The following is a 22,503-nucleotide window of genomic DNA, read 5'->3' as shown; positions in this document are numbered from 1 at the left end:
TGACAAACTCATATGCAGATAACTATTTTAACGCTCAGTGCCTTTGTTCTGACAGCTATTCTCGTGCCGCTCTTCATTCCACTCTTAAAACGTCTGAAGTTTGGCCAATCTATTCGCCAGGAAGGACCTAAAAGTCATTTAAAGAAAAGTGGAACACCGACAATGGGTGGACTGACATTCCTGCTCAGCACGTTGCTGCTGAGTTTCACAGCTTTATTATTCGTTGAGGACCAGGGGCCGATCATTCTATTGATTCTTGTCACACTTGGTTTTGGCCTCATCGGTTTTATAGATGACTATATTATCGTGGTTAAAAAAAATAATCAGGGTCTCACATCTAAACAGAAATTTCTGTTTCAGATTCTGATTGCAGTGGTCTTCTATTCAGTCAGTCGATTCCTCGGCTTACTTGATATAAACACGACGATTAATTTCCCTTTTAGTGATCACGGACTTCCGCTTGGTCTGCTCTATATCATTTTCATCGTCTTCTGGCAGGTGGGCTTCTCTAATGCGGTCAACCTGACAGACGGCGTAGATGGACTGGCGACAGGCTTATCGATTATTGCATTCGGCTGTTATGCTTATCTGGCATCAGTGCAGCAGCAGTACGGCATATTAGTATTTACAATGATTCTGATGGGTAGTCTGGTTGGGTTCCTGCTCTACAATAAGAATAAAGCTAAGCTCTTCATGGGTGACACAGGTTCACTTGCACTCGGAGGGATCATCGCAACTGTTTCCATCATGCTTAATCAGGAGCTGACATTATTATTTATCGGTCTGATGTTTGTAGCTGAGACATTATCCGTTATGCTGCAAGTTGCGTCCTTTAAGTTGACAGGTAAACGTATTTTCCGCATGAGCCCTCTGCATCATCACTTCGAGCTGGGGGGCTGGAGTGAATGGAAGATTGTTCTTGTCTTCTGGGCGGTAGGATTAGTCAGCGGATTGATCGGTATTTATTTAGGAGTGAATTAATATGAAGAATGTAACGACATATAAGGATAAAAAAGTTTTAGTACTGGGGCTTGCAAAAAGCGGCTATGAAACAGCAAAATTACTGCAGAAACTTGGAGCAGAAGTGACTGTCAACGATGGTCAATCGCTTGCAGGGAATGCCCATGCTGTAGAACTTTCTGAACAGGGCATCAAGATTGTAGATGGAGGCCATCCGCTGGAGCTGCTGACTGGGACAGATCTGATTGTTAAAAACCCAGGTATTCCGTATAAAATCGACATATTAAAGCAGGCAGCTGAACAGCATATTCCAATTATTACGGAAGTGGAACTTGCCTATCGTATTAATGAAGGCTGGACGATGGCAGTGACAGGAACGAACGGAAAGACAACAGTCACTTCATTGATCGGTGATATGTTTAAAAATAGTAATAAAACCGGATTGCTCAGCGGTAATATCGGATATGTCGCTTCTAAAGTGGCTCAACAGACAGATGCTGACGATTATATGATTACTGAACTTTCCTCATTTCAGTTGATGGGCATTCAGACCTATCGTCCGCATATTGCAGTAATCACGAATATTTATTCTGCACATCTTGATTATCACGGCACGCAGCAGGAATATGTACAGGCCAAAATGAATATTGCTAAAAATCAGCAGTCAGACGATTATCTGATTTTTAATCTGGATCAGAAAGAACTGCTAAGTGATGATATCAAGAGTGACGTGATCTTTTTCTCAACAACAGAAGAAACAAATGGCAGCTACATCAAGGATAATAAAATCTATTTTCAGGGCGAAAAGATTATTGGCCTGGCAGAGGTCGTTCTACCCGGTCAACATAATCTGGAAAATGTTCTTGCGAGCACAGCAGCCTGTAAATTGGCCGGAATATCTGATGACGCCATTACACAGACGCTCCGCACTTTCAAAGGTATCAGTCATCGTCTTGAGTTTGTAGCAGATCATGCAGGCATTAAATATTATAATGACTCTAAAGCAACGAACACCTTGGCTGCTTCATTTGCACTGGCTGCCTTTCAGCAGCCGATTCACTGGATCTGCGGCGGACTTGATCGCGGCAACGGTTTCGAGGACTTAGATGCGCATATCAGTCGAGTGAAACATATGTATATTGTCGGTGAGACGACTGAAAAACTACGGATCTTTGCACAGCAGCATGATATTGCTTACACAATCTGTCGTGATGTTAAAGATGCGGTCACACAAACAGCTGCTCATAGTGAACGAGGTGACGTCGTGCTGCTCAGTCCAGCTTGTGCTAGCTGGGATCAGTATAAGACATTTGAAGTCCGGGGTGATGAATTCATCCAGCAGGTCGGTGAGCTATGTCGGCAGAACAACTGAATAAGCTGAAGCAAGGTGGACGACAGAAACGCAAACGTAAACATCAGATTCAGTTCGGGATATTCATGACAGTTATTGCCAGTGTAACGCTTATTCTTCTCTATATGTTCACTAGTATCAGCTATGTCAAAGAAGTGACGATTGAAGGGAATCACATTCTGTCGGATAAAAAAGTGAAGGACATTATGCAGATCAATGATACAACGAGGATTTATACACTTCCTGTTTCGGATATAGAACAGAATCTAAAACTGCAGGATGGTGTGAAGCGGGTGGCGATAGAGCGTCACTTTCCGAACAAAGTAAATGTCAATATTCAGGAATATGAAGTGAGAGCGATTGTAGCAGATGGTAGTGATTATCGGCCGGTACTTGAAAACGGACAAATATTGAAGAATCATCAGGCCGCTAAAACTGGTCCTATTCTGAGTGATTTTGAACGTAAGGACCTGGTCCGCATGATTGATGTATTAAATGACACAGAACCTTCAGTGAGAAATAATATGTCAGAAATCAATTATATGCCGAATAAAGAAGCCTCAAGTCGCGTCCAGATTTTTATGAATGATGGCCTTGAAGTGATCGGTGATTTGAAAACGCTGGGCGATAAACTGAATTATTACCCGGGCATGGCACGGGATGTACCACGTGATCAGAATGGTCAGTTGATCAAGCCCGGCATCATTGATCTTGAAGTGGGTGCTGTCTTCATTCCGTATGAATCGAAAAAGGCAGAAGAAAAGCGTCTCGAGATTGAAAGTGAGATTGCTGCTAAGAAAGAAAGAGAGCAAAAAGCGCATGAGAAACAGATGCGCGATTTAAAAAAGAAGCTTGAACAGTCGAAGGACAAAAAAGATAAATAACAGCGATTACACAATATATTGTAAGGACTGTTGGTTTTTTGTTCACAATGCTCAGTTAATCATGTAAACTTAGAATAGTGTAAATATTAGAAAAAGGGGTGCCTAGTTGATGGAAGAACATTACTATGTTGCCATAGATATCGGTTCAGCAAGTGTAAAGGTGGTTGTCGGCGAGAAGTTTCATAATGGAATTAACGTCATAGGCACAGGACAGACTTTTACAGACGGTATTAAACGTGGCGTTATTGACGATTTTGATGTCGCGAAGCAGGCGATTACAGAAGCAATCAAAAAAGCACAGATCGCTTCAGGGATAGAGATTAAAGAAGTATTTGTCAAGATGCCGGTGATTCATACTGAAATTATCGACATTGATAATGTGACACAGTTTGGCGGTGAGTCAACTGAGATAACGGGTCAGCATATTGAGGACGTACTCGATTCAATCCGTGAAAAAAATACAACACAAAATCTTGAAATTATCGGAGTCTATCCGAAAGTCTTTATTGTGGATGATATTCATGAAGTGAGTGACCCTAAAGAGATGGTTGCGACTCAGAGTCTTGCAGTTGAAGCCGGGGTCGTGACGATTAACCGTTCACTTCTCGTGAATACACTTAAATGTGTAGAGGCATGTGGTGTCGAAGTTCTGGATGTCTTCTCAGATGCGTACAATTATACGCATATTCTGACGCCGACAGAAGTTGAGCTCGATGCATGTGTCATCGATATCGGTGATCAGCTTACTCAAGTTGCATTCTATGAAAGAGGTGCTCTTTTTGATGCTGATAGTATTCCGGTCGCAGGTGCTCAGATTACGAGCGATGTGGCGCAGGCCCTGAATACTTCATACGATAAAGCTGAAAGAATCAAAGAGCAGTATGGCCATGCATTCTATGATAATGCCAGTGAGCAGGATATTTTCCATGTCATGCAGAATGACAGTGAAAAAGAAGCTTCATTCAATCAGAAAGAACTCAGTGATTTTATCGAAGCACGTGTAGAAGAAATCTATGAAGAAGTATTTGAACTACTGCAGGAAATGGGCATCGATAAAGTGAACGGTGGTTTTATTATCACAGGTGGTACTGCCAATATGCTCGGCATTAAAGATTTACTGCAGGATATGGTGAATGAGAAAGTCCGCGTTCATATTCCGACTCAGATGGGTATCAGAAAACCTGAATTCTCATCTGCCATTGCGACGATTTCAAGTGGTATTAACTTTGATGAACTTCTTGATTATGTTACAATTAATAATCATGAAACCCCTGTGGAAGACCAGTACACAGTTTCTGAGGAAAAACCGAAACAAAATAAATTTGATGGCTTCTTTAAACGAAAAAATCAAGTTGATATCGAACCAGGCGAAAAAATAATCGTTGAATCAGACGATAGCCATGAAGAAAAAAATGAAAATGCAGAACAACCCGGTATGATGAAACGAATTATGAAATCATTATTTGAATAATGGCCATTACAGTATAGGAGGAAATGTGAATGTTGGAATTTGAACAAGGATTTAATCATCTGGCTACTTTAAAAGTCATCGGTGTAGGTGGCGGCGGTAATAACGCAGTCAATCGAATGATTGAACACGGCATGAATAATGTCGAGTTTATCGCAATTAATACTGATGGCCAGGCTCTTAACTTATCAAAAGCATCATCTAAAATTCAGATCGGCGAAAAATTAACGCGTGGTCTCGGTGCAGGTGCTAATCCTGAAATCGGAAAAAAAGCAGCTGAAGAATCACGTGAACAGATTGAAGATGCGATCCAAGGTGCGGATATGGTATTCGTTACTGCAGGTATGGGTGGCGGTACGGGTACGGGTGCAGCGCCAGTGGTAGCTAAAATCGCTAAAGAGATGGGTGCCCTTACGGTCGGTGTGGTAACTCGTCCATTCTCATTTGAAGGTCGTAAACGTCAGACACAGGCAGCAGCTGGTGTTGAAGCGATGAAAGCAGCAGTGGATACATTAATCGTTATTCCAAATGACCGACTTCTTGATATTGTTGATAAATCTACACCAATGATGGAAGCATTCAAAGAAGCGGATAACGTACTTCGTCAAGGGGTACAAGGTATCTCTGATTTAATCGCTGTCTCAGGGGAAGTCAACCTTGACTTTGCCGATGTTAAAACAATCATGTCTAACCAAGGTTCAGCGCTTATGGGTATCGGTGTAGCATCTGGTGAAAACCGTGCGATGGAAGCGGCGAAAAAAGCGATTTCTTCACCACTTCTTGAAACTTCTATCGTCGGCGCGCAAGGTGTGCTGATGAATATCACAGGCGGTGAGTCATTATCACTGTTCGAAGCTCAGGAAGCAGCGAATATCGTACAGGATGCAGCAGATGAAGACGTTAATATGATTTTCGGTACAGTGATCAATCCTGAACTACAGGACGAAATCGTTGTTACTGTTATTGCGACTGGCTTCAATGATAAACCAGTCAGCCGTCCGACGACCAGCAATCCTGTCAGAGAGCCGCAACAACGTGAAGAGCGTTATGAGTCATCACAATCTTCTTACTCTCAGCCACCCTCTCAGTCACAGCCACCTTCACAACCTGCTGAGAGAAATGAAAGTGATTTAGATGTACCAAGTTTCTTACGTGACCGTACACGCACACGTCGTACGAGAAGATAATTGAAATAAGTGAATGATTTATCAGTTCCTTATTTTGGTCCTATATTCACTTAGGTGATAATAGGACCTTTTTTGATAGGAGAGAGACGATGTATACTAATTTAGCAAATGTAGATCATAAGGTCATCGGCATCACCAACAGACAGCATGGAGTCAGTCCATATCCATCAGATGCGCTTAATATGGCGCTCTATATTGATGATAAAATAGAAAATGTTCATGAAAATCAGCGCAGGCTGGCTGAAGCTATTCAATTTGATGTAAATCAATGGGTCTTCCCGATTCAGACGCATGAAAGTTTTATCGCGGAAGTCGGTCCTGCTGATAGAGGCACTAATATTCAGACGCTCACATCAGATTTACACGGCATTGATGGTCTTTATACTTATAGTCGCGATGTGCTCCTGACGATGTGCTATGCGGATTGTGTGCCAGTTTATTTCTATTCAACTCGAGATGATTTTATTGCGCTCGCTCATGCCGGATGGCGTGGTACGAAAGGTAGAATTGTACAGTCACTGATTGATGTCTATGCTGAACCAGAAAACCTGAAATGCATTATTGGACCTTCAATCTGTGAGAACTGCTATGAAGTCAATGAGGATATTAAATCACAGTTCAGAGGGCTCGGTATTGATGAAGAACCTTATTTTGAACTGAAAGAGAATGGTCTATATAAAATTGACCTGCAAGGTATTAACCGTGAACTAGTAATAAGTGCCGGTGTACCTGCCGAGCACATCGAGATAAGTGGTATATGTACGGCAGAAGATGAGCGCTTCTTTTCATATCGCACTGAAAAAGGAAATACTGGCCGCATGCTGGCATTTATAGGAACGAGGGATGAAGATGCAAGTACAAGATAACTTAAATCAGATTTACACTGAGATTGATTCAGTGACGCATGACCGTCCAACTATTATTGCAGTGACAAAATATGTTACAATAGACCGAGCACAAGAAGCATTTGATGCCGGTCTGACGCATTTTGGAGAAAACAGAATTGAAGGGTTCCTTGAGAAAAAGGCAGCTCTGTCACAAGCTGTTTTTCATTTTATCGGATCGCTTCAGACACGAAAAGTTAAAGAAGTGATCAATGAAATAGATTACTTACATTCACTTGACCGTCAATCACTGGCGGATGAAATTCAGAAACGTGCTGAACAACCTGTCAAATGCTTCGTTCAGGTCAATATTGCTGCTGAAGAATCTAAGCACGGACTTGCGAAAGAAGAGGTTATTGATTTCGTTCAAGGTCTGGCTAGCTATGATAAAATCGAAATTGTGGGCCTGATGACGATGGCACCTCATATAGACGATCAGCAGCAGTTGAGAGGTTATTTCTCTGAACTGAGGATGTTACAGCAGCAGATTGCAGGATTGCAGCAGCATAATGCACCTTGCACTGAACTTTCCATGGGGATGAGCAATGACTATTTAAGTGCTATCCAGGAAGGTTCAACATTTATTAGAATTGGGACTAAATTAGTCGGATAGGAGGCTGTCATGGCGATTAAAGATGTATTTAAAGGCTTCTTTGTAGTAGATGATGAAGAGGATGATAATGTAATTTATAGTAGTGAAGATACGCGTGAGGTCAGATTACGTGAGCGGGAAGTACAGAAGCCTGAACCGGTAAAACAAGTGAAGACCAGCACTGAAAAACGCGTTGTAAAACCGAATGTCGTCAATATGAAACCTGAAACAGCGGCATCCAATACGAAAGTCTGTCTTTTTGAACCGCGTGTATTCTCAGATACACAGGATATTGCAGACGAACTGAAAAATAGAAGAGCGACACTGGTCAATCTTCAGCGTATCGATAAAATCTCAGCGAAACGTATCATTGATTTTCTCAGTGGTACAGTATATGCCATCGGAGGCGATATTCAACGCATCGGTCAGGATATCTTCCTATGCACACCGGATAACGTCGAAGTCGCGGGCAGTATTACAGAAATGTTAGAAGCACCGGAGGAGAATGAATGACGTTACAGGTTGTTAGTATGATTATTTCAGCTATTTTTCTGCTGATTAGACTTTACTCTTATGCAATTATCGTTTATATATTTATGTCGTGGATTCCTGGGCTACGTGAATCTGGGGTAGGTCGTTTTATAGGTAAAATAGTAGAACCTTATCTTGAAATTTTCCGTAAGATTATACCGCCACTCGGTATGTTTGACTTTTCGCCGATTGTGGCTATATTTGTACTTAATATGTTTAGTGTGGGATTAGCACAATTAATTAATCAATTTATTTTACCGATGTTTCATTAAGTTATTATCAAGAAATAATCTCATGCAAGTGAGATTATTTTTTTATGTGAAAGGAAATGAACTATGACGATCATGCAGCATTTCAGACCGGAAGAACAGCCGATCATTAAAAGTGCGCTCCAGTATGCTGAAAAAGTGGAAGAGATGTATGCACCGGTCTTAACTCCTTTTCTTGATCCACGGGAACAGTATATTTTCTCAGTCGTTGCCGCACAGCAGCAGGTCAAGCTGTCACTATTCGGCGGTGATGAGATGAGCGAGAGAAAGAGGGCGATAGTATCGCCTGATTACTTCGAGCCTGAAATAGCGGATTATGAGATGGAACTTATTGAAGTGAACTATCCGGATAAATTCGTTGCACTGACTCATCGCAATTTACTAGGCTCCATTATGCAGACCGGCATCAAGAGAGAACAGCTGGGAGATATCCGCGTAGAAGATCGTATTCAATTTGTAGTGACGAAACAGATGGCGATTTATTTACAACGCGAACTCACTAAAATTAAAGGGGCAGCTGTAAAACTTGAAATTAAATCATTTGATGATATGATACAGACAACTGAGCATTTTCAGAGTCGTGATACAACGCTTGCGAGTCTGCGGCTTGATGCAGTCGTGCAGGCATTGACAAAAAAATCGCGTGCCGTTGCCCAGAAGATGATTGATGCAGAGCATGTTAAAGTTAATCATACGATTATAACGAAAACAAGTTTTACAGTAGAAGCCCGTGATTTATTGTCCATTAAAGGGTATGGTAGAGCAAGAGTCGCTTTTATTGGTGACAGAACGAAGAAAGATAAAATCAGAGTGACATTAGAGACATTATTCAACTAGAGGTGAAAAATATGGATTACATGCCAAGAGACATTGAGAACAAGCAGTTCAATATTGTGCATAAAGGTCTGAATGAAAATGAAGTTCGGGATTATTTAAGAGAACTCAGTAATGAACTGGAGAAACTACGCGAAGAGAAAGCGATGCTGCAGAAGCTTATTGATGATAAGGATGAGAATATCAATCGTTTCAGAGCAGTCGAGAATACGATCGGTGAAGCGCTTGTAGTTGCTCAGCGTGCGGGTGATGAAATTAAAGGTGCAGCCGGCATGCAGGCGGATGTCATCATCAAGGATGCACAAAATCATGCAGATCAGATTGTCAATGATGCCATGCAGAAAGCGCGTGAAATTACTTATCAGACAGAAGATATGAAGCGTCAATCTAAAATTTTCCGTGCACGTTTCCAGATGCTTGTACAGGCACAGCTTGATTTACTGCAGAACGAGGACTGGGATTATCTGCTGAATTATGACCTTGAGACGAAACCTGTTGTACAAACACAGCAGAATGATGTAGAATAGATTTAATACGAGTAAAGCCGTTATAGATTGAAGCATATTCAAGCGAGCTGAAGAAGGGTGAGAGTTCAGTATATGTGTTCTATATAGATCACTTTACTTTAATATTAATAGGGTAATGAGCGAACTCCAGGAGTTAAGCAGGGTGGTACCGCGGATTTTTTCCGTCCCTGCATGATGCCTGGTGTTTTTTTATTTTAGAAGATGGAGATGATTAGATGGATTATAAAGATACATTGCTGATGCCGAAAACAGATTTTCCAATGCGGGGTGGATTACCGAATAAAGAACCTCAAATTCAAGCACAATGGGATGAACAGGATTTATACCATAAAATTTTAGAAAAGAATGCCGGCAAACCGAACTATATTCTGCACGATGGCCCACCGTATGCGAATGGTCAGATTCATATGGGTCATGCTTTAAACAAAGTGATCAAAGATTTCATCACACGATATAAAGCGATGACAGGTTACAGCACGCCATTCGTTCCGGGCTGGGATACGCATGGTCTGCCGATTGAACAGGCCCTTACTAAAAAAGGGGTTAAACGCAAGGAAATGTCAGTTGCTGAGTTCCGTGAGCTGTGTAAACAGTTTGCGCTCGAACAAGTTGAGCTTCAAAAAGCTGATTTTAAACGTTTAGGTGTGAATGCAGACTGGGATAAACCTTATATCACGCTGCAGGAGAAGTTTGAAGCAGAACAGATTCGTCTGTTCGGCGATATGGCGAAGAAAGGCTATATCTACAAAGGTAAAAAACCTGTCTACTGGTCTCCTTCAAGTGAGTCATCACTTGCTGAGGCAGAGATCGAATATCAGGATAAAGTCTCTCCTTCTATCTATGTTGCATTCAAAACAAAAGATGGTAAAGGTAAAGTGGACGCAGGTGTTAAGTTTGTAATCTGGACGACAACACCGTGGACGATTCCGGCAAACGTTGCGATTGCCCTTAATCCGGAGCTGAATTACGTCCAGGTTAAAACTGCAGGTGATTCATTTATCGTGGCTCAGGCGTTACTTGACTCAGTATGTGAAGCAGTGGGCTGGGACAAGGAAACAATTGAGATTGAAAAAGAATTCAAAGGTTCTGAGCTTGAATACGTAACTGTACAGCATCCGTTCCTTGACCGTGATTCACTTGTTATTTTAGGTGACCACGTGACGACTGATGCAGGTACTGGCTGTGTCCATACTGCACCAGGACACGGGGAAGATGACTTTATGGTCGGTCAGAAATACGACTTACCTGTTATTTCACCAGTGGATGATAAAGGGGTCTTTACTGATGAAGCGGGTGAATTTGAGGGGGTTTATTACGATAAAGGTAATAAGCTGATCACTGAGAAGCTGACAGAAGTGGGCGCATTATTAAAACTCGATTTCTTCACTCACTCATATCCACATGACTGGCGTACGAAAAAGCCTGTTATCTTCCGAGCAACACCGCAGTGGTTCGCTTCTATCAATAAAGTACGTCAGGATATCCTTGATGCGATTGAAGAGACTGAATTTAAAGTCGACTGGGGTAAAACACGTATCTATAATATGATCCGTGACCGTGGTGACTGGGTGATTTCTCGTCAACGTGCCTGGGGTGTACCCCTTCCCGTCTTTTATGCAGAGAATGGCGACATCATTATGGAAGAAGCAACGATTGAACATGTCGCGAAGCTTGTTGAAGAACACGGCTCTAATGTCTGGTACGAAAGAGAAGCAAAAGATTTACTGCCGCAAGGTTACACACATGCAGGAAGTCCGAACGGTGAGTTCACTAAAGAGACTGATATCATGGATGTCTGGTTTGACTCAGGGTCTTCACATCGCGGTGTATTAGAAGCGCGTCCTGAACTATCATTCCCTGCAGACCTTTATTTTGAAGGCTCTGACCAATATCGTGGCTGGTTCAACTCATCTATCACAACGGCTGTAGCAACACGTGGTCAGTCACCATATAAAAAATTATTATCACATGGTTTCGTTATGGACGGACAAGGTCGTAAGATGAGTAAATCATTAGGTAATACGATTTTACCTGAGAAAGTAGTGAAGCAGATGGGTGCAGATATCATCCGCCTATGGGTGATGTCAGTAGACTATTTAGCTGATGTCCGTATTTCAGATGATATCTTAAAACAAGTGTCAGAAGTTTATCGTAAGATCCGTAACACGTTCCGTTTCCTTCTGGGTAACGTAAATGATTTCAGTCCGGCAGATGCTGTAGCATACGAAGATTTAGCTGAAGTTGACCGCTATATGCTGAACCGTCTTTACGACTTTGTGAATAAAGCGCATGAGCATTATGAAAATAATGACTACCTGTTCATGTATCAGGAATTACAGAACTTTATTAACGTTGAGCTTAGTAACTTTTATCTGGATTATGGTAAAGATATTCTGTATATCGAAGAGCAGGATGCACATATCCGCCGTAGCATGCAGACAGTATTATATGAAATCCTGGTTTCACTCACGAAATTACTTGCACCAGTGATTCCGCACACAGCTGAAGAAATCTGGGGTCATACACCACATGTCACTGAAGCAAGTGTTCATTTAGCAGATATGCCTGAAAAACACGAAGTGGACAACGAGCTTGTAGCGAAATGGGATCATTTCCTGACATTACGTGATGACGTATTGAAAGCACTTGAAGAAGCACGTAAAGAGAAAGTCATCGGTAAGTCACTAGAAGCAAAAGTAGTAATTTCAGTAGACAATGCAGATGATCAGAAACTTCTTGAATCTATGAATAATCTTCACCAGTTATTTATCACTTCACAAGTAGAAGTTGTGAATGAAAAAGAAGGTAAAGATTACGGTCATGCCAATATCCTGGTGACAAAAGCTGATGGTGAGAAGTGTGAACGCTGCTGGAATTATTCAACTGAATTAAATGACGATAAATTATGCCCACGCTGTGCATCAGTTGTCGGTTAAATAATTTGCGAGAACCCCGCCCCGAAGAAGGACGGGGTTCTTTATATGAGGTGGAAGTGAGTTTGCTGCTCAGAAATGAGGGAAGTTGAGCAGTAACACGCTTAAATATAATATAACTATATTATGTAAACTATTAATATATAAGACGTCTCTCAATTTCTATGGTAGAATAGTTGAGATTGGAGTGAAGACATGAATAGAAAATATAACCTTCATATTATGGCATCCTTCGCCATTTTTCTGATTTTAGCAGATCAACTGACAAAATGGATCATTGTAAAATCGATGGATATCGGTGATTCCATCCCTGTTATAGGTGATATTCTGGAAATTACCTCCCACCGGAATCACGGAGCTGCCTGGGGTATGTTGCAGAATCAGATGATGTTCTTTTATTTGATTACGGTTGTGGTGCTGGTTGCTATTGCCTATTTTTATCGCAAGGAAGCGAGTTATAAACCTGTGATGCAATTAGGGCTGACACTCGTATTTGCCGGTGCAATCGGTAATTTTATTGATCGTCTCTTCAGAGGGAATGTGGTCGATTTTATAGATACGAAGATTATCAACTATGATTTTCCGATTTTTAATGTGGCAGATGCCTGCTTGACAGTCGGAGTGATCATCTTGATCTATGATATTTTAGTGAATGAGAATAAGGAGAAAAAGAATGCAGACATTTAATTTTGAAATACAGGAAGAAGAAGTCGGTCAACGTATAGACAAATACTTGACAGACTCTAATAGTGACTGGTCACGTAATCAGATTCAGGACTGGATCAAAAACGGACTTGTAGTCGTGAATAACAAGGCAGTTAAAGCTAACTATAAGCTGCGCATGGATGATGAAATCGTTGTAACGGAAAAACCCGTTGAAGAAGTCGATTTAGTCGCTGAAGATTTAGGTATCGACATTTATTATGAAGACAAAGACGTTGCGGTTGTCTATAAACCGAAAGGCATGGTCGTCCATCCAGCACCTGGTCATCCTAATGGGACACTTGTCAATGGTCTGATGTATGCCATCAAGGACTTATCGGGTATCAATGGTGAGATTCGTCCGGGTATCGTCCATCGTATCGACAAAGATACGTCAGGACTTCTGATGGTCGCAAAAAATGATATTGCTCACCGTAGTCTTGTTGACCAACTGGTCAATAAAACAGTAACGCGTAAATATACGGCACTCGTTCATGGTATTATTCCACATGAATTCGGAACGATTGAAGCTCCGATTGGACGTAATCCAAGAGACCGCCAGGAGATGTCAGTTCAGGATGAGGGTAAGCATGCGGTCACACATTTCAATGTACTCGAGACTTTTGACAAGTACACGCTTGTTGAGTGTCAGCTTGAGACAGGTCGTACGCACCAGATTCGCGTGCATATGAAACATATTGGTTATCCGCTTGTCGGCGATCCGAAATATGGTCCGAAGAAAACACTTGATATCGGTGGCCAGGCACTTCATGCGGGCGTCATCGGATTTGATCATCCAGTGACAGATGAATATATTGAATGTTCAGCTGACCTGCCTGAGTATTTTCAAGAACTGATTCGTAAACTGCGCAAATAAGCAATTGACATCAACCTTCATTATGGTATTATGAAGTTAACTTAATCACGTTGCTTTTAAGTGAGTCCAGAGAGGCTCAGAAGGCGTTGAGCAGAAAAACCTCACGTCTATTTGACGTGAGGTTTTTTAGGAGGGTTAGGATGAAACAGCGAGTTGTACTTGATGATAAAGCAATTGACCGGACATTGACGCGTATTGCTCATGAGATTCTTGAAAATAATAAAGGGACTCAGAATTTGGTGCTACTGGGCATCAGAACTCGAGGTGTCTATCTGGCTGAGCGTATTCAGTCTAAAATCGCTAAAATCGAAGGCATCACTGTACCGACAGGTGTATTAGATGTCACACAGTACCGCGATGATGTAACGGACAGAGTCAGTGCTGATGTACAGGCATTCCAGATCGATGCAGATTTAAACGGTAAACATGTAGTGATCGTTGATGATGTTCTTTATACAGGGCGCACTGTGCGTGCTTCACTTGATGCCATTCTTGATCATGTTCGACCAAGCCGTATCAGTCTTGCAACGCTTGTTGACCGTGGGCATAGAGAGCTCCCGATTCGCGCTGATTTTATCGGTAAAAATATTCCGACTGCCCTAAGTGAAGAAATCATCGTTATGCTTGATGAAATTGACGAAAAAACACAAGTCTATATTAAATAACTCTTTTAATTCGGTACGAGAGACCGGCAAAGGGTAATTAAGTGAAAACTTAAGCCTCTTTGCATGCGCAAAGAGGCTTTTTTAAAAGGAGAAAACATAATGCAGATGAATGAAGAGATTTACGAACGTACTGTTGAGCCGATTTATGATGTACACGAAAAACCGAAGTCGAGCGAATGGCTGCTACTCAGTTCGCAGCATTTATTCGCGATGTTCGGTGCAACAGTGCTGGTACCTTATCTGACAGGTCTTCCTGTATCAGCAGCGCTCATTGCATCTGGACTTGGCACATTGCTCTATATTCTAATCACAAAAGGTCAGATTCCTGCTTACCTGGGTTCCAGCTTTGCGTTTATTACCCCTATTATTGTCGGGCTGAAAACGCATGACTTAGGAGAGATGCTCGTCGCATTATTCATGTCAGGACTGATGTATGTCATTATCGGGCTGCTCATTAAACTGAGTGGTACTGACTGGTTGCTGAAGCTCTTGCCACCGGTTGTTGTCGGACCTGTCATAATGGTTATTGGTCTTGGACTCGCACCGGTAGCGGTTAATATGGCGATGTATACCGATAGTGGTGCAGCGACAGGCTATAGCGGTAAATATCTGATCATAGCGGGGGTGACGCTCTTCACGGTGATAGCATTTAATATCTTCGCTAAAGGCTTCTTCTCCATCATCCCGATCTTGATGGGCATCATCACAGGATATGTCACTGCAGTTAGTCTGGGCGTAGTCGACTTCTCAGGTATCCAAAAAGCACACTGGTTGCAGTTACCTGAAATCTATATGCCGTTCCGTGACTATACGCCTACTTTTGACTGGGTACTCATCCTTGTAATGTTACCGATTGTCTTCGTGACAGTCAGTGAGCACATCGGTCACCAGGTTGTCATCAATAAAATAGTCGGTCGCAACTTCTTCCGTAATCCTGGTCTCCATCGCAGTCTGATTGGCGACGGTGTATCTACAATGGTTGCTTCTGTTATCGGTGGTCCACCGAGTACTACTTATGGTGAAAATATTGGTGTCCTTGCGATAACACGAATTTATAGTATCTGGGTGATGGGTGGAGCAGCAGTACTCGCGCTTATACTTGGATTTATCGGTAAATTCACAGCGCTGATTTCAAGCATCCCGACACCTGTTATGGGTGGTGTCTCCATTCTGCTGTTCGGTATCATCGCAGCAAGTGGTCTGAGAATGCTCGTTGAATCTAAAGTCGATTTTGGCGATAAACGTAACTTGATTATTGCCTCTGTCATACTAGTGCTTGGAATCGGTAAAGCACACATTGATTTCACCGTACAGAATATCCATCTCAATATTGAGGGGATGGCGCTTGCAGCACTCGCTGGTATTCTTCTTAATCTGATTTTACCTGAAGCAAAAGTACACGAATAGGAGCGGATAAAATGGACAACTTATTATCTATTGCACAGCTGTCGAATGAAGAGATTATGTCGATCATCAACAAGGCTCACGAGTTCAAGGAAGGTAAAGTAGAGCAGTTCAATGGTTATGCTGCCAACCTTTTCTTTGAAAATTCAACGCGGACTAAATGCTCATTTGAAATGGCTGAACGTAAACTTGGTTTAGATGTTATTCCTTTTGAAACTTCAACTTCTTCAGTCACTAAAGGGGAGTCGCTGTATGATACAGCAAAAACACTGGAAAGTATCGGCGTAGATGTCCTTGTCATCCGTCATTCTCAGCAGGATTATTATAAGGAACTTGTCAACTTGAGCATTCCAGTTGTAAACGGGGGAGATGGCAGCGGTCAGCATCCTTCCCAATGTCTGCTTGATCTGATGACTATTTATGAAGAGTACGGCACATTTGAAGGACTCAAAATTCTGATATGTGGTGATATTTTAAATTCTCGCGTTGCGCGCAGTAATCATGAAGCACTGACTAGACTAGGGGCTGAAGTTCACTTTGCCGCGCCAGATTACTGGCAGGATAAGTCACTTAATGCTGATTATGTCGCTATTGATGATGTTATTGAAGAAATTGATGTCTGCATGCTTCTTCGTGTCCAGCACGAACGGCATAATGGTGCAAAGACATTTGAAGAAGCGCACTACCATCATGACTTTGGTCTGACAGGTGAACGCTATAATAAGTTGAAAGAACGAGCTATCGTCATGCATCCGGCACCCGTCAACAGAGGCGTAGAAATTGAATCTCAGCTTGTTGAAGCGAGTAAATCACGTATATTCAAACAGATGGAGAACGGTGTCTATACACGCATGAGCATATTAAGCCATATTCTGACTAAAGGGGACAAATAAAATGAGCACATTATTAAGAGGCGGTAAAATTTTAGCAGAAGGTCAACTGGTTGAAAGAGATATAAGAATTGAAGACGGTAAAGTAGCGGAAATAGGTGAGCAATTAAATGTCTATAACAGCGAGATCATAGAGCTGAATGGTCAATTCGTATCGGCAGGTTTCATCGATGTCCATGTCCATCTGCGTGAACCAGGCGGTGAACATAAGGAGACGATAGAAACGGGTACTAAGGCAGCTGCACGCGGCGGTTTCACTACAGTCTGTCCAATGCCGAATACACGTCCGGTACCTGATACAGTTGAGAATATTGAAAAGCTGAATCAGACGATTAAAGATAATGCAGTCGTTCGTGTACTTCCTTATGCTTCTATTACAGAACGTCAGCTCGGTGAGAAGCTGGTTGATTTCCCTGCACTTAAAGAACATGGTGCATTCGCATTTACAGACGATGGTGTAGGTGTACAGACCGCTTCAGTTATGTATGAGGCGATGCAGCAGGCCGCTAAATTAGACATGGCCATCGTCGCACACTGTGAAGATAACTCACTTATTTACGGGGGAGCGATGCATGAAGGTAAAGTTTCCAAATCGCTCGGTATCCCAGGTATCCCGTCTATCTGTGAAGCGGTTCAGATTGCACGTGACGTCCTTCTCGCTGAAGCAGCGGATTGTCATTACCATGTCTGTCACGTATCGAGCATTCAGAGTATCAGAGCAATCCGCGATGCTAAAGCTGCTGGTATTAAAGTGACAGCTGAAGTGACACCGCACCATTTACTGCTTAATGAAAATATCATTACTGAAGATGATGCCATCCTGAAGATGAATCCACCGCTTCGTTCTAAAGAGGACCAGCAAGCATTGATTGACGCACTCCTTGACGGTACGATTGATTTTATCGCGACAGATCATGCGCCACATGCTGCTGATGAAAAAGCACAGCCGATGGTTAAAGCACCTTTTGGAATTGTCGGCAGTGAAACAGCATTCCCACTGCTCTATACTCAATTCGTCAAAAATGGTGACTGGTCACTCGGACAGTTAGTCGAATATTTAACAACTAAACCGGCTGATGTTTTCAAATTACCATATGGTCGGCTTGAAGTAGGAGCACCAGCAGATATCACGGTTATCAATCTGGATGAAGAATACGAAATCAAGGCAGAGGATTTTCTTTCTAAAAGCTCTAATACGCCATTTATCGGTGAGAAAGTATTCGGTAATGTCACACTTACATTAGCAGAAGGCAAAATTGCATATCAGGAGGGTCAACATGCGTAAACAACGATTTTTAGTACTTGAAGATGGCACGATTTTTAAAGGTTATCGCTTCGGCAGCGATAAAGAGACACAAGGTGAGATTGTATTCAATACAGCGATGACAGGTTATCAGGAAACTTTATCAGATCCATCATATACAGGCCAGATCATTACTTTCACTTATCCGTTGATTGGCAATTACGGTATCAATCGTGATGACTACGAGACACTTACACCATCTCTTAAAGGTATGGTTGTACGCGAAGCTTGTGAACTGCCAAGTAACTTCCGTAATATGGCATCACTTGATGAGACATTAAAAAATTATGATGTACCCGGTATTGACGGCGTCGATACACGTCAGCTGACACGTGTTATCCGTCAGCATGGTGTTTTAAAAGCAGCATTTGTCAATGAAGAAGCAGATGTTGAAAAAGCGATTGCAGACTTGAAGATGACTGATTTCCGTACCGATGAAGTGGAGCAAGTATCGACTAAAACAGCGTACGTTTCAACAGGGAATGACTTACGCGTTGTGTTGATCGATTTCGGTAAAAAAGAGAATATCGTCCGTGAACTGAACTCACGTGGCTGTGACGTCACAGTGATGCCATGGAACACGACAGCTGATGAAATTTTAAGACTACGACCAGACGGTGTCATGCTTTCGAATGGTCCAGGTAACCCTGAAGTCGTAAAAGAGGGTATCGAGATGATCAAAGGCATACTCGGTAAAGTACCGTTCTTCGGTATCTGTCTCGGTCACCAGCTGTTTGCACTTGCATGTGGTGCAACGACATTCAAGATGAAGTTCGGGCATCGTGGTGCTAACCATCCAGTTAAAAATCTGGCCACTGGAAAAATTGAGATCACTTCTCAGAACCATGGCTATGCCGTAGATCCTGAAACAGTAAAAGAGACTGATCTCGTGATCACACACGTCGCATTGAATGATGGTACAGTCGAAGGACTTCGACACACAGAACTGCCTGCATTCTCTGTACAGTATCACCCTGAAGCAAGTCCGGGTCCACACGATCCAAATTATTTATTCGATGATTTTATTCAGATGATGAACGAAAATAAAGGGAGTGTCATGAATGGCTAAACGTAATGATATTAAGACGATACTGGTAATTGGTTCAGGTCCAATCATCATTGGGCAGGCAGCAGAATTTGACTACGCAGGAACTCAGGCGTGTCTTGCGTTACGTGAGGAAGGTTACCGCGTTATCCTCGTCAACTCTAATCCGGCAACTATCATGACTGATACTGAGATTGCAGATAAAGTTTACATTGAGCCGCTGACACTTGATTTTGTTGCAAGAATTATCCGTAAGGAACAGCCGGATGCACTTCTTCCGACGCTTGGCGGTCAGACAGGACTTAATATGGCTGTTCAGCTGCATGAGGCAGGCGTCCTGGAAGAGAATAACGTTGCACTTCTTGGAACAAAACTTTCATCAATTGAACAAGCTGAGGACCGTGATTTATTCCGTAATCTGATGAATGAACTCGGGGAACCGGTACCTGAGAGTGATATTGTGAATGACGTTCAAAGCGCGCTTGACTTCGCAGACGAGATTGGTTATCCGGTTATCGTGCGGCCTGCCTTTACAATGGGGGGGACAGGCGGCGGTATCTGTCACGATGAACAGGAACTGATCGAGATCGTTACAAATGGTCTGAAATATTCACCTGTCACACAATGTCTCATTGAAAAATCAATCGCCGGATTCAAGGAGATTGAATATGAAGTGATGCGTGACTCAAATGACAATGCCATTGTGGTCTGTAACATGGAAAATATCGATCCGGTCGGTATTCATACAGGTGACTCAATTGTAGTAGCACCGTCACAGACTTTATCTGATAGAGAGTATCATATGCTACGTGATGTCTCTCTTAAAATTATTCGCGCTCTTAAAATCGAAGGAGGCTGTAACGTTCAGCTCGCTCTCGATCCACACTCATATAACTATTACATCATTGAAGTTAATCCGCGTGTATCCCGTTCATCAGCCTTGGCTTCAAAAGCAACAGGCTATCCTATCGCAAAACTTGCTGCGAAAATTGCAGTTGGTATGACACTTGATGAAATGCTGAACCCGGTGACAGGGACAAGCTATGCAGCTTTTGAACCTGCTCTTGACTATGTCGTATCTAAGATTCCACGTTTCCCGTTTGATAAATTTGAAAAAGGTGAACGTGTACTCGGCACACAGATGAAAGCAACTGGTGAAGTTATGGCGATTGGTCGTACTTATGAGGAATCACTCTTAAAAGCGATTCGCTCACTTGAATACGGTGTTCATCACCTCGGACTGCCTAATGGTGATGAATTTGAGCTTGATTTTATCGAGAAACGTATTCTGGCACAGGATGATGAACGTCTGTTCTTTATCGGTGAAGCATTGCGTCGTGGGGTGACCCCTGAACGCATTCATGAACTGACGAAAATCGATCTGTTCTTCCTGAATAAAATGCAGCATATCATTGATATCGAACATGATTTAAAAGACCATGCCGGCGATATCGACCATTTAATCTGGGCGAAGAAATATGGCTTCTCTGACCGCGTTATTGCGCACCGCTGGAATATGTCAGAACAGGATATCTACGAATTACGTCAGCAGCATAATATTAAACCGGTCTATAAAATGGTAGATACATGTGCATCAGAATTTGAATCGTCAACACCTTATTTCTACGGAACATATGAGACTGAGAATGAATCTATCGTCTCAGATAAGAAGAAAGTGGTCGTATTAGGTTCAGGTCCTATCCGCATCGGTCAAGGTGTTGAATTCGACTACGCAACGGTTCATGCTGTATGGGCTATCCGCGAAGCAGGATACGAAGCGATTATCGTCAACAATAACCCGGAGACAGTATCAACAGACTTCTCAATCTCAGATAAACTCTATTTTGAGCCGCTGACAGAAGAAGATGTGATGAATATCATCAATCTTGAGCAGCCTGAAGGAGTTGTTGTCCAGTTCGGTGGTCAGACGGCGATCAACTTAGCAGATAAAATTGCGAAATACGGTGTTAAAGTGCTTGGAACTTCACTTGAAAATCTTGATAAAGCAGAAGACCGTAAAGAATTCGAAGCATTGATGCAGAAAATCGGTATTCCGCAGCCATTAGGTAAGACTGCAACATCAGTAGAAGAAGCAGTCGCTAATGCCAACCATATCGGTTATCCTGTTCTCGTACGTCCGTCATATGTCCTCGGTGGCCGTGCGATGGAAATCGTCTACGATGAGCAGGAACTGACGAACTATATGACGCAGGCTGTTAAAGCAAGTCCGGAACATCCCGTTCTTATAGACCGTTATTTAACAGGTAAAGAGATTGAAGTAGATGCCATCTGTGACGGGGAAACAGTGGTTATTCCAGGTATTATGGAACACATTGAACGCGCAGGTGTTCACTCAGGTGACTCTATCGCGGTCTACCCACCTCAAAGTCTGTCTGATGAACATATTCAGACGCTGGCAGATTATACAGAACGTCTGGCGCATGGACTTGAAATTGTCGGCCTGCTCAACATTCAGTATGTAATTGCAGACGATAAAGTATATGTGCTTGAAGTGAACCCCCGTTCAAGCCGCACTGTTCCTTTCTTAAGTAAGATTACAGATGTACCGATGGCCAACTTGGCGATGAAAGCTGTACTTGGTGAAAAACTGACGGATAAAGGTTATTCAAATGGACTTGTGCCATTCAAGGAAGGCGTCTTCGTCAAAGCACCTGTCTTCAGTTTCAGCAAACTGAAAAATGTGGATATCACGCTCGGACCTGAGATGAAATCAACAGGAGAAGTGATGGGTAAAGATATCACCCTTGAAAAAGCTTTATATAAAGGCCTGCTAGCAAGTGGCCTGCAAGTCAAGGATCATGGTACTGCGCTTGTAACAGTCGCGGATAAAGATAAAGAAGAAGCGACAGCTCTTGTCAAACGTCTCCATAATGTCGGTTACCGCATTATGGCGACGAAAGGAACAGCACAGTCATTGAAAGAAGCGGGCATTCCAGTCGTTGAAGTCAGCAAAATCGGTGATGAACTGAACCTGCTTGATGTGATTAAAGAGGGTCGTGTCCAGCTGGTCATCAATACGATGACGAAAGGTAAACAGTTTGAGCGTGATGGTTTCCAGATCAGACGTGAATCTGTCGATAACGGTGTTCCTTGTCTGACTTCTCTTGACACAGCACGTGCTTTAATCGATGTCATTGAGAGCATGACATTCAATATGAACGAAATGTAGGAGGCTA

The 22,503-nt window shown here is 42.5% G+C and carries 20 protein-coding genes; all 20 read left to right on the top strand.

Annotation, left to right across the window (positions count from 1 at the left end; genetic code table 11):
- Positions 1-12: 12 nt before the first annotated feature.
- The 20 genes from mraY to carB all read left to right on the top strand — a co-directional run bounded on the left by mraY (position 13) and on the right by carB (position 22,496).
- Positions 13-981: a phospho-N-acetylmuramoyl-pentapeptide-transferase gene (gene mraY, locus ERX37_RS04130; RefSeq protein WP_133429374.1), complete on the top strand. Its 969-nt coding sequence runs from the start codon at positions 13-15 to the stop codon at positions 979-981.
- A gap of 1 nt (position 982) precedes the next feature.
- Positions 983-2,332, top strand: a complete 1,350-nt coding sequence (murD, locus tag ERX37_RS04125; RefSeq protein ID WP_133429372.1) for a UDP-N-acetylmuramoyl-L-alanine--D-glutamate ligase — start codon at positions 983-985, stop codon at positions 2,330-2,332.
- Entirely contained in the window at positions 2,314-3,195 is an 882-nt protein-coding gene (locus tag ERX37_RS04120) for a cell division protein FtsQ/DivIB (protein ID WP_133429370.1), read from the top strand. The genes murD and ERX37_RS04120 overlap by 19 nt, the downstream gene beginning before the upstream one ends.
- A gap of 109 nt (positions 3,196-3,304) precedes the next feature.
- A complete protein-coding gene (ftsA, locus tag ERX37_RS04115) occupies positions 3,305-4,666 on the top strand; it encodes a cell division protein FtsA (RefSeq protein ID WP_133429369.1) in 1,362 nt (453 codons plus the stop codon).
- Between the two features lie 29 nt (positions 4,667-4,695).
- Entirely contained in the window at positions 4,696-5,850 is a 1,155-nt protein-coding gene (gene ftsZ, locus ERX37_RS04110; RefSeq protein ID WP_133429367.1) for a cell division protein FtsZ, read from the top strand.
- Between the two features lie 89 nt (positions 5,851-5,939).
- Positions 5,940-6,716 (top strand): peptidoglycan editing factor PgeF, encoded by a 777-nt coding sequence (gene pgeF, locus ERX37_RS04105; RefSeq protein ID WP_133429366.1) that lies wholly within the window; start codon positions 5,940-5,942, stop codon positions 6,714-6,716.
- Complete coding sequence (locus ERX37_RS04100; RefSeq protein ID WP_133429365.1) at positions 6,700-7,347, top strand: YggS family pyridoxal phosphate-dependent enzyme; 648 nt, start codon at positions 6,700-6,702, stop codon at positions 7,345-7,347. The genes pgeF and ERX37_RS04100 overlap by 17 nt, the downstream gene beginning before the upstream one ends.
- A 9-nt stretch (positions 7,348-7,356) precedes the next feature.
- Positions 7,357-7,839 (top strand): cell division protein SepF, encoded by a 483-nt coding sequence (locus ERX37_RS04095; RefSeq protein WP_133429363.1) that lies wholly within the window; start codon positions 7,357-7,359, stop codon positions 7,837-7,839.
- Positions 7,840-7,856: 17 nt separating this feature from the next.
- Entirely contained in the window at positions 7,857-8,129 is a 273-nt protein-coding gene (locus tag ERX37_RS04090; RefSeq protein WP_373282932.1) for a YggT family protein, read from the top strand.
- A 63-nt stretch (positions 8,130-8,192) separates the two neighbouring features.
- Positions 8,193-8,963: a YlmH family RNA-binding protein gene (locus tag ERX37_RS04085; RefSeq protein ID WP_133429361.1), complete on the top strand. Its 771-nt coding sequence runs from the start codon at positions 8,193-8,195 to the stop codon at positions 8,961-8,963.
- Between the two features lie 11 nt (positions 8,964-8,974).
- On the top strand, positions 8,975-9,487 hold the full coding sequence (locus ERX37_RS04080; RefSeq protein WP_133429360.1) for a DivIVA domain-containing protein: 513 nt from the start codon (positions 8,975-8,977) through the stop codon (positions 9,485-9,487).
- Positions 9,488-9,702: 215 nt separating this feature from the next.
- Positions 9,703-12,423 (top strand): isoleucine--tRNA ligase, encoded by a 2,721-nt coding sequence (ileS, locus tag ERX37_RS04075; protein WP_133429359.1) that lies wholly within the window; start codon positions 9,703-9,705, stop codon positions 12,421-12,423.
- A gap of 192 nt (positions 12,424-12,615) precedes the next feature.
- Positions 12,616-13,107, top strand: coding sequence for a signal peptidase II (gene lspA / locus ERX37_RS04070; RefSeq protein ID WP_133429358.1), 492 nt, complete (start codon positions 12,616-12,618; stop codon positions 13,105-13,107).
- Positions 13,094-13,999 carry an RluA family pseudouridine synthase gene (locus ERX37_RS04065; protein WP_133429357.1) on the top strand — a complete coding sequence of 302 codons (906 nt, stop codon included), beginning with the start codon at positions 13,094-13,096 and terminating at the stop codon, positions 13,997-13,999. Before lspA ends, ERX37_RS04065 begins: the two co-directional genes overlap by 14 nt.
- A gap of 140 nt (positions 14,000-14,139) precedes the next feature.
- The gene (pyrR, locus tag ERX37_RS04060; protein WP_133429355.1) at positions 14,140-14,664 is read left to right on the top strand and encodes a bifunctional pyr operon transcriptional regulator/uracil phosphoribosyltransferase PyrR; all 525 of its coding nucleotides are present in this window, start codon (positions 14,140-14,142) and stop codon (positions 14,662-14,664) included.
- 99 nt (positions 14,665-14,763) lie between these two features.
- Positions 14,764-16,071 carry a uracil-xanthine permease family protein gene (locus tag ERX37_RS04055; RefSeq protein ID WP_133429354.1) on the top strand — a complete coding sequence of 436 codons (1,308 nt, stop codon included), beginning with the start codon at positions 14,764-14,766 and terminating at the stop codon, positions 16,069-16,071.
- An 11-nt stretch (positions 16,072-16,082) separates the two neighbouring features.
- Positions 16,083-16,961, top strand: a complete 879-nt coding sequence (locus tag ERX37_RS04050) for an aspartate carbamoyltransferase catalytic subunit (protein ID WP_133429353.1) — start codon at positions 16,083-16,085, stop codon at positions 16,959-16,961.
- Position 16,962: 1 nt separating this feature from the next.
- Positions 16,963-18,243 (top strand): dihydroorotase, encoded by a 1,281-nt coding sequence (locus ERX37_RS04045; RefSeq protein ID WP_133429352.1) that lies wholly within the window; start codon positions 16,963-16,965, stop codon positions 18,241-18,243.
- The gene (gene carA / locus ERX37_RS04040) at positions 18,236-19,330 is read left to right on the top strand and encodes a glutamine-hydrolyzing carbamoyl-phosphate synthase small subunit (protein ID WP_133429351.1); all 1,095 of its coding nucleotides are present in this window, start codon (positions 18,236-18,238) and stop codon (positions 19,328-19,330) included. Before ERX37_RS04045 ends, carA begins: the two co-directional genes overlap by 8 nt.
- Positions 19,323-22,496 carry a carbamoyl-phosphate synthase large subunit gene (carB, locus tag ERX37_RS04035; RefSeq protein ID WP_133429350.1) on the top strand — a complete coding sequence of 1,058 codons (3,174 nt, stop codon included), beginning with the start codon at positions 19,323-19,325 and terminating at the stop codon, positions 22,494-22,496. Before carA ends, carB begins: the two co-directional genes overlap by 8 nt.
- The last annotated feature ends 7 nt before the right edge of the window (positions 22,497-22,503 follow it).

Source organism: Macrococcus hajekii, from assembly GCF_004359505.1.
GTDB lineage: Bacteria > Bacillota > Bacilli > Staphylococcales > Staphylococcaceae > Macrococcus > Macrococcus hajekii.
Note: the sequence above shows the minus strand (reverse complement) of the source record. Positions and strands in the feature narration are given on the sequence as shown.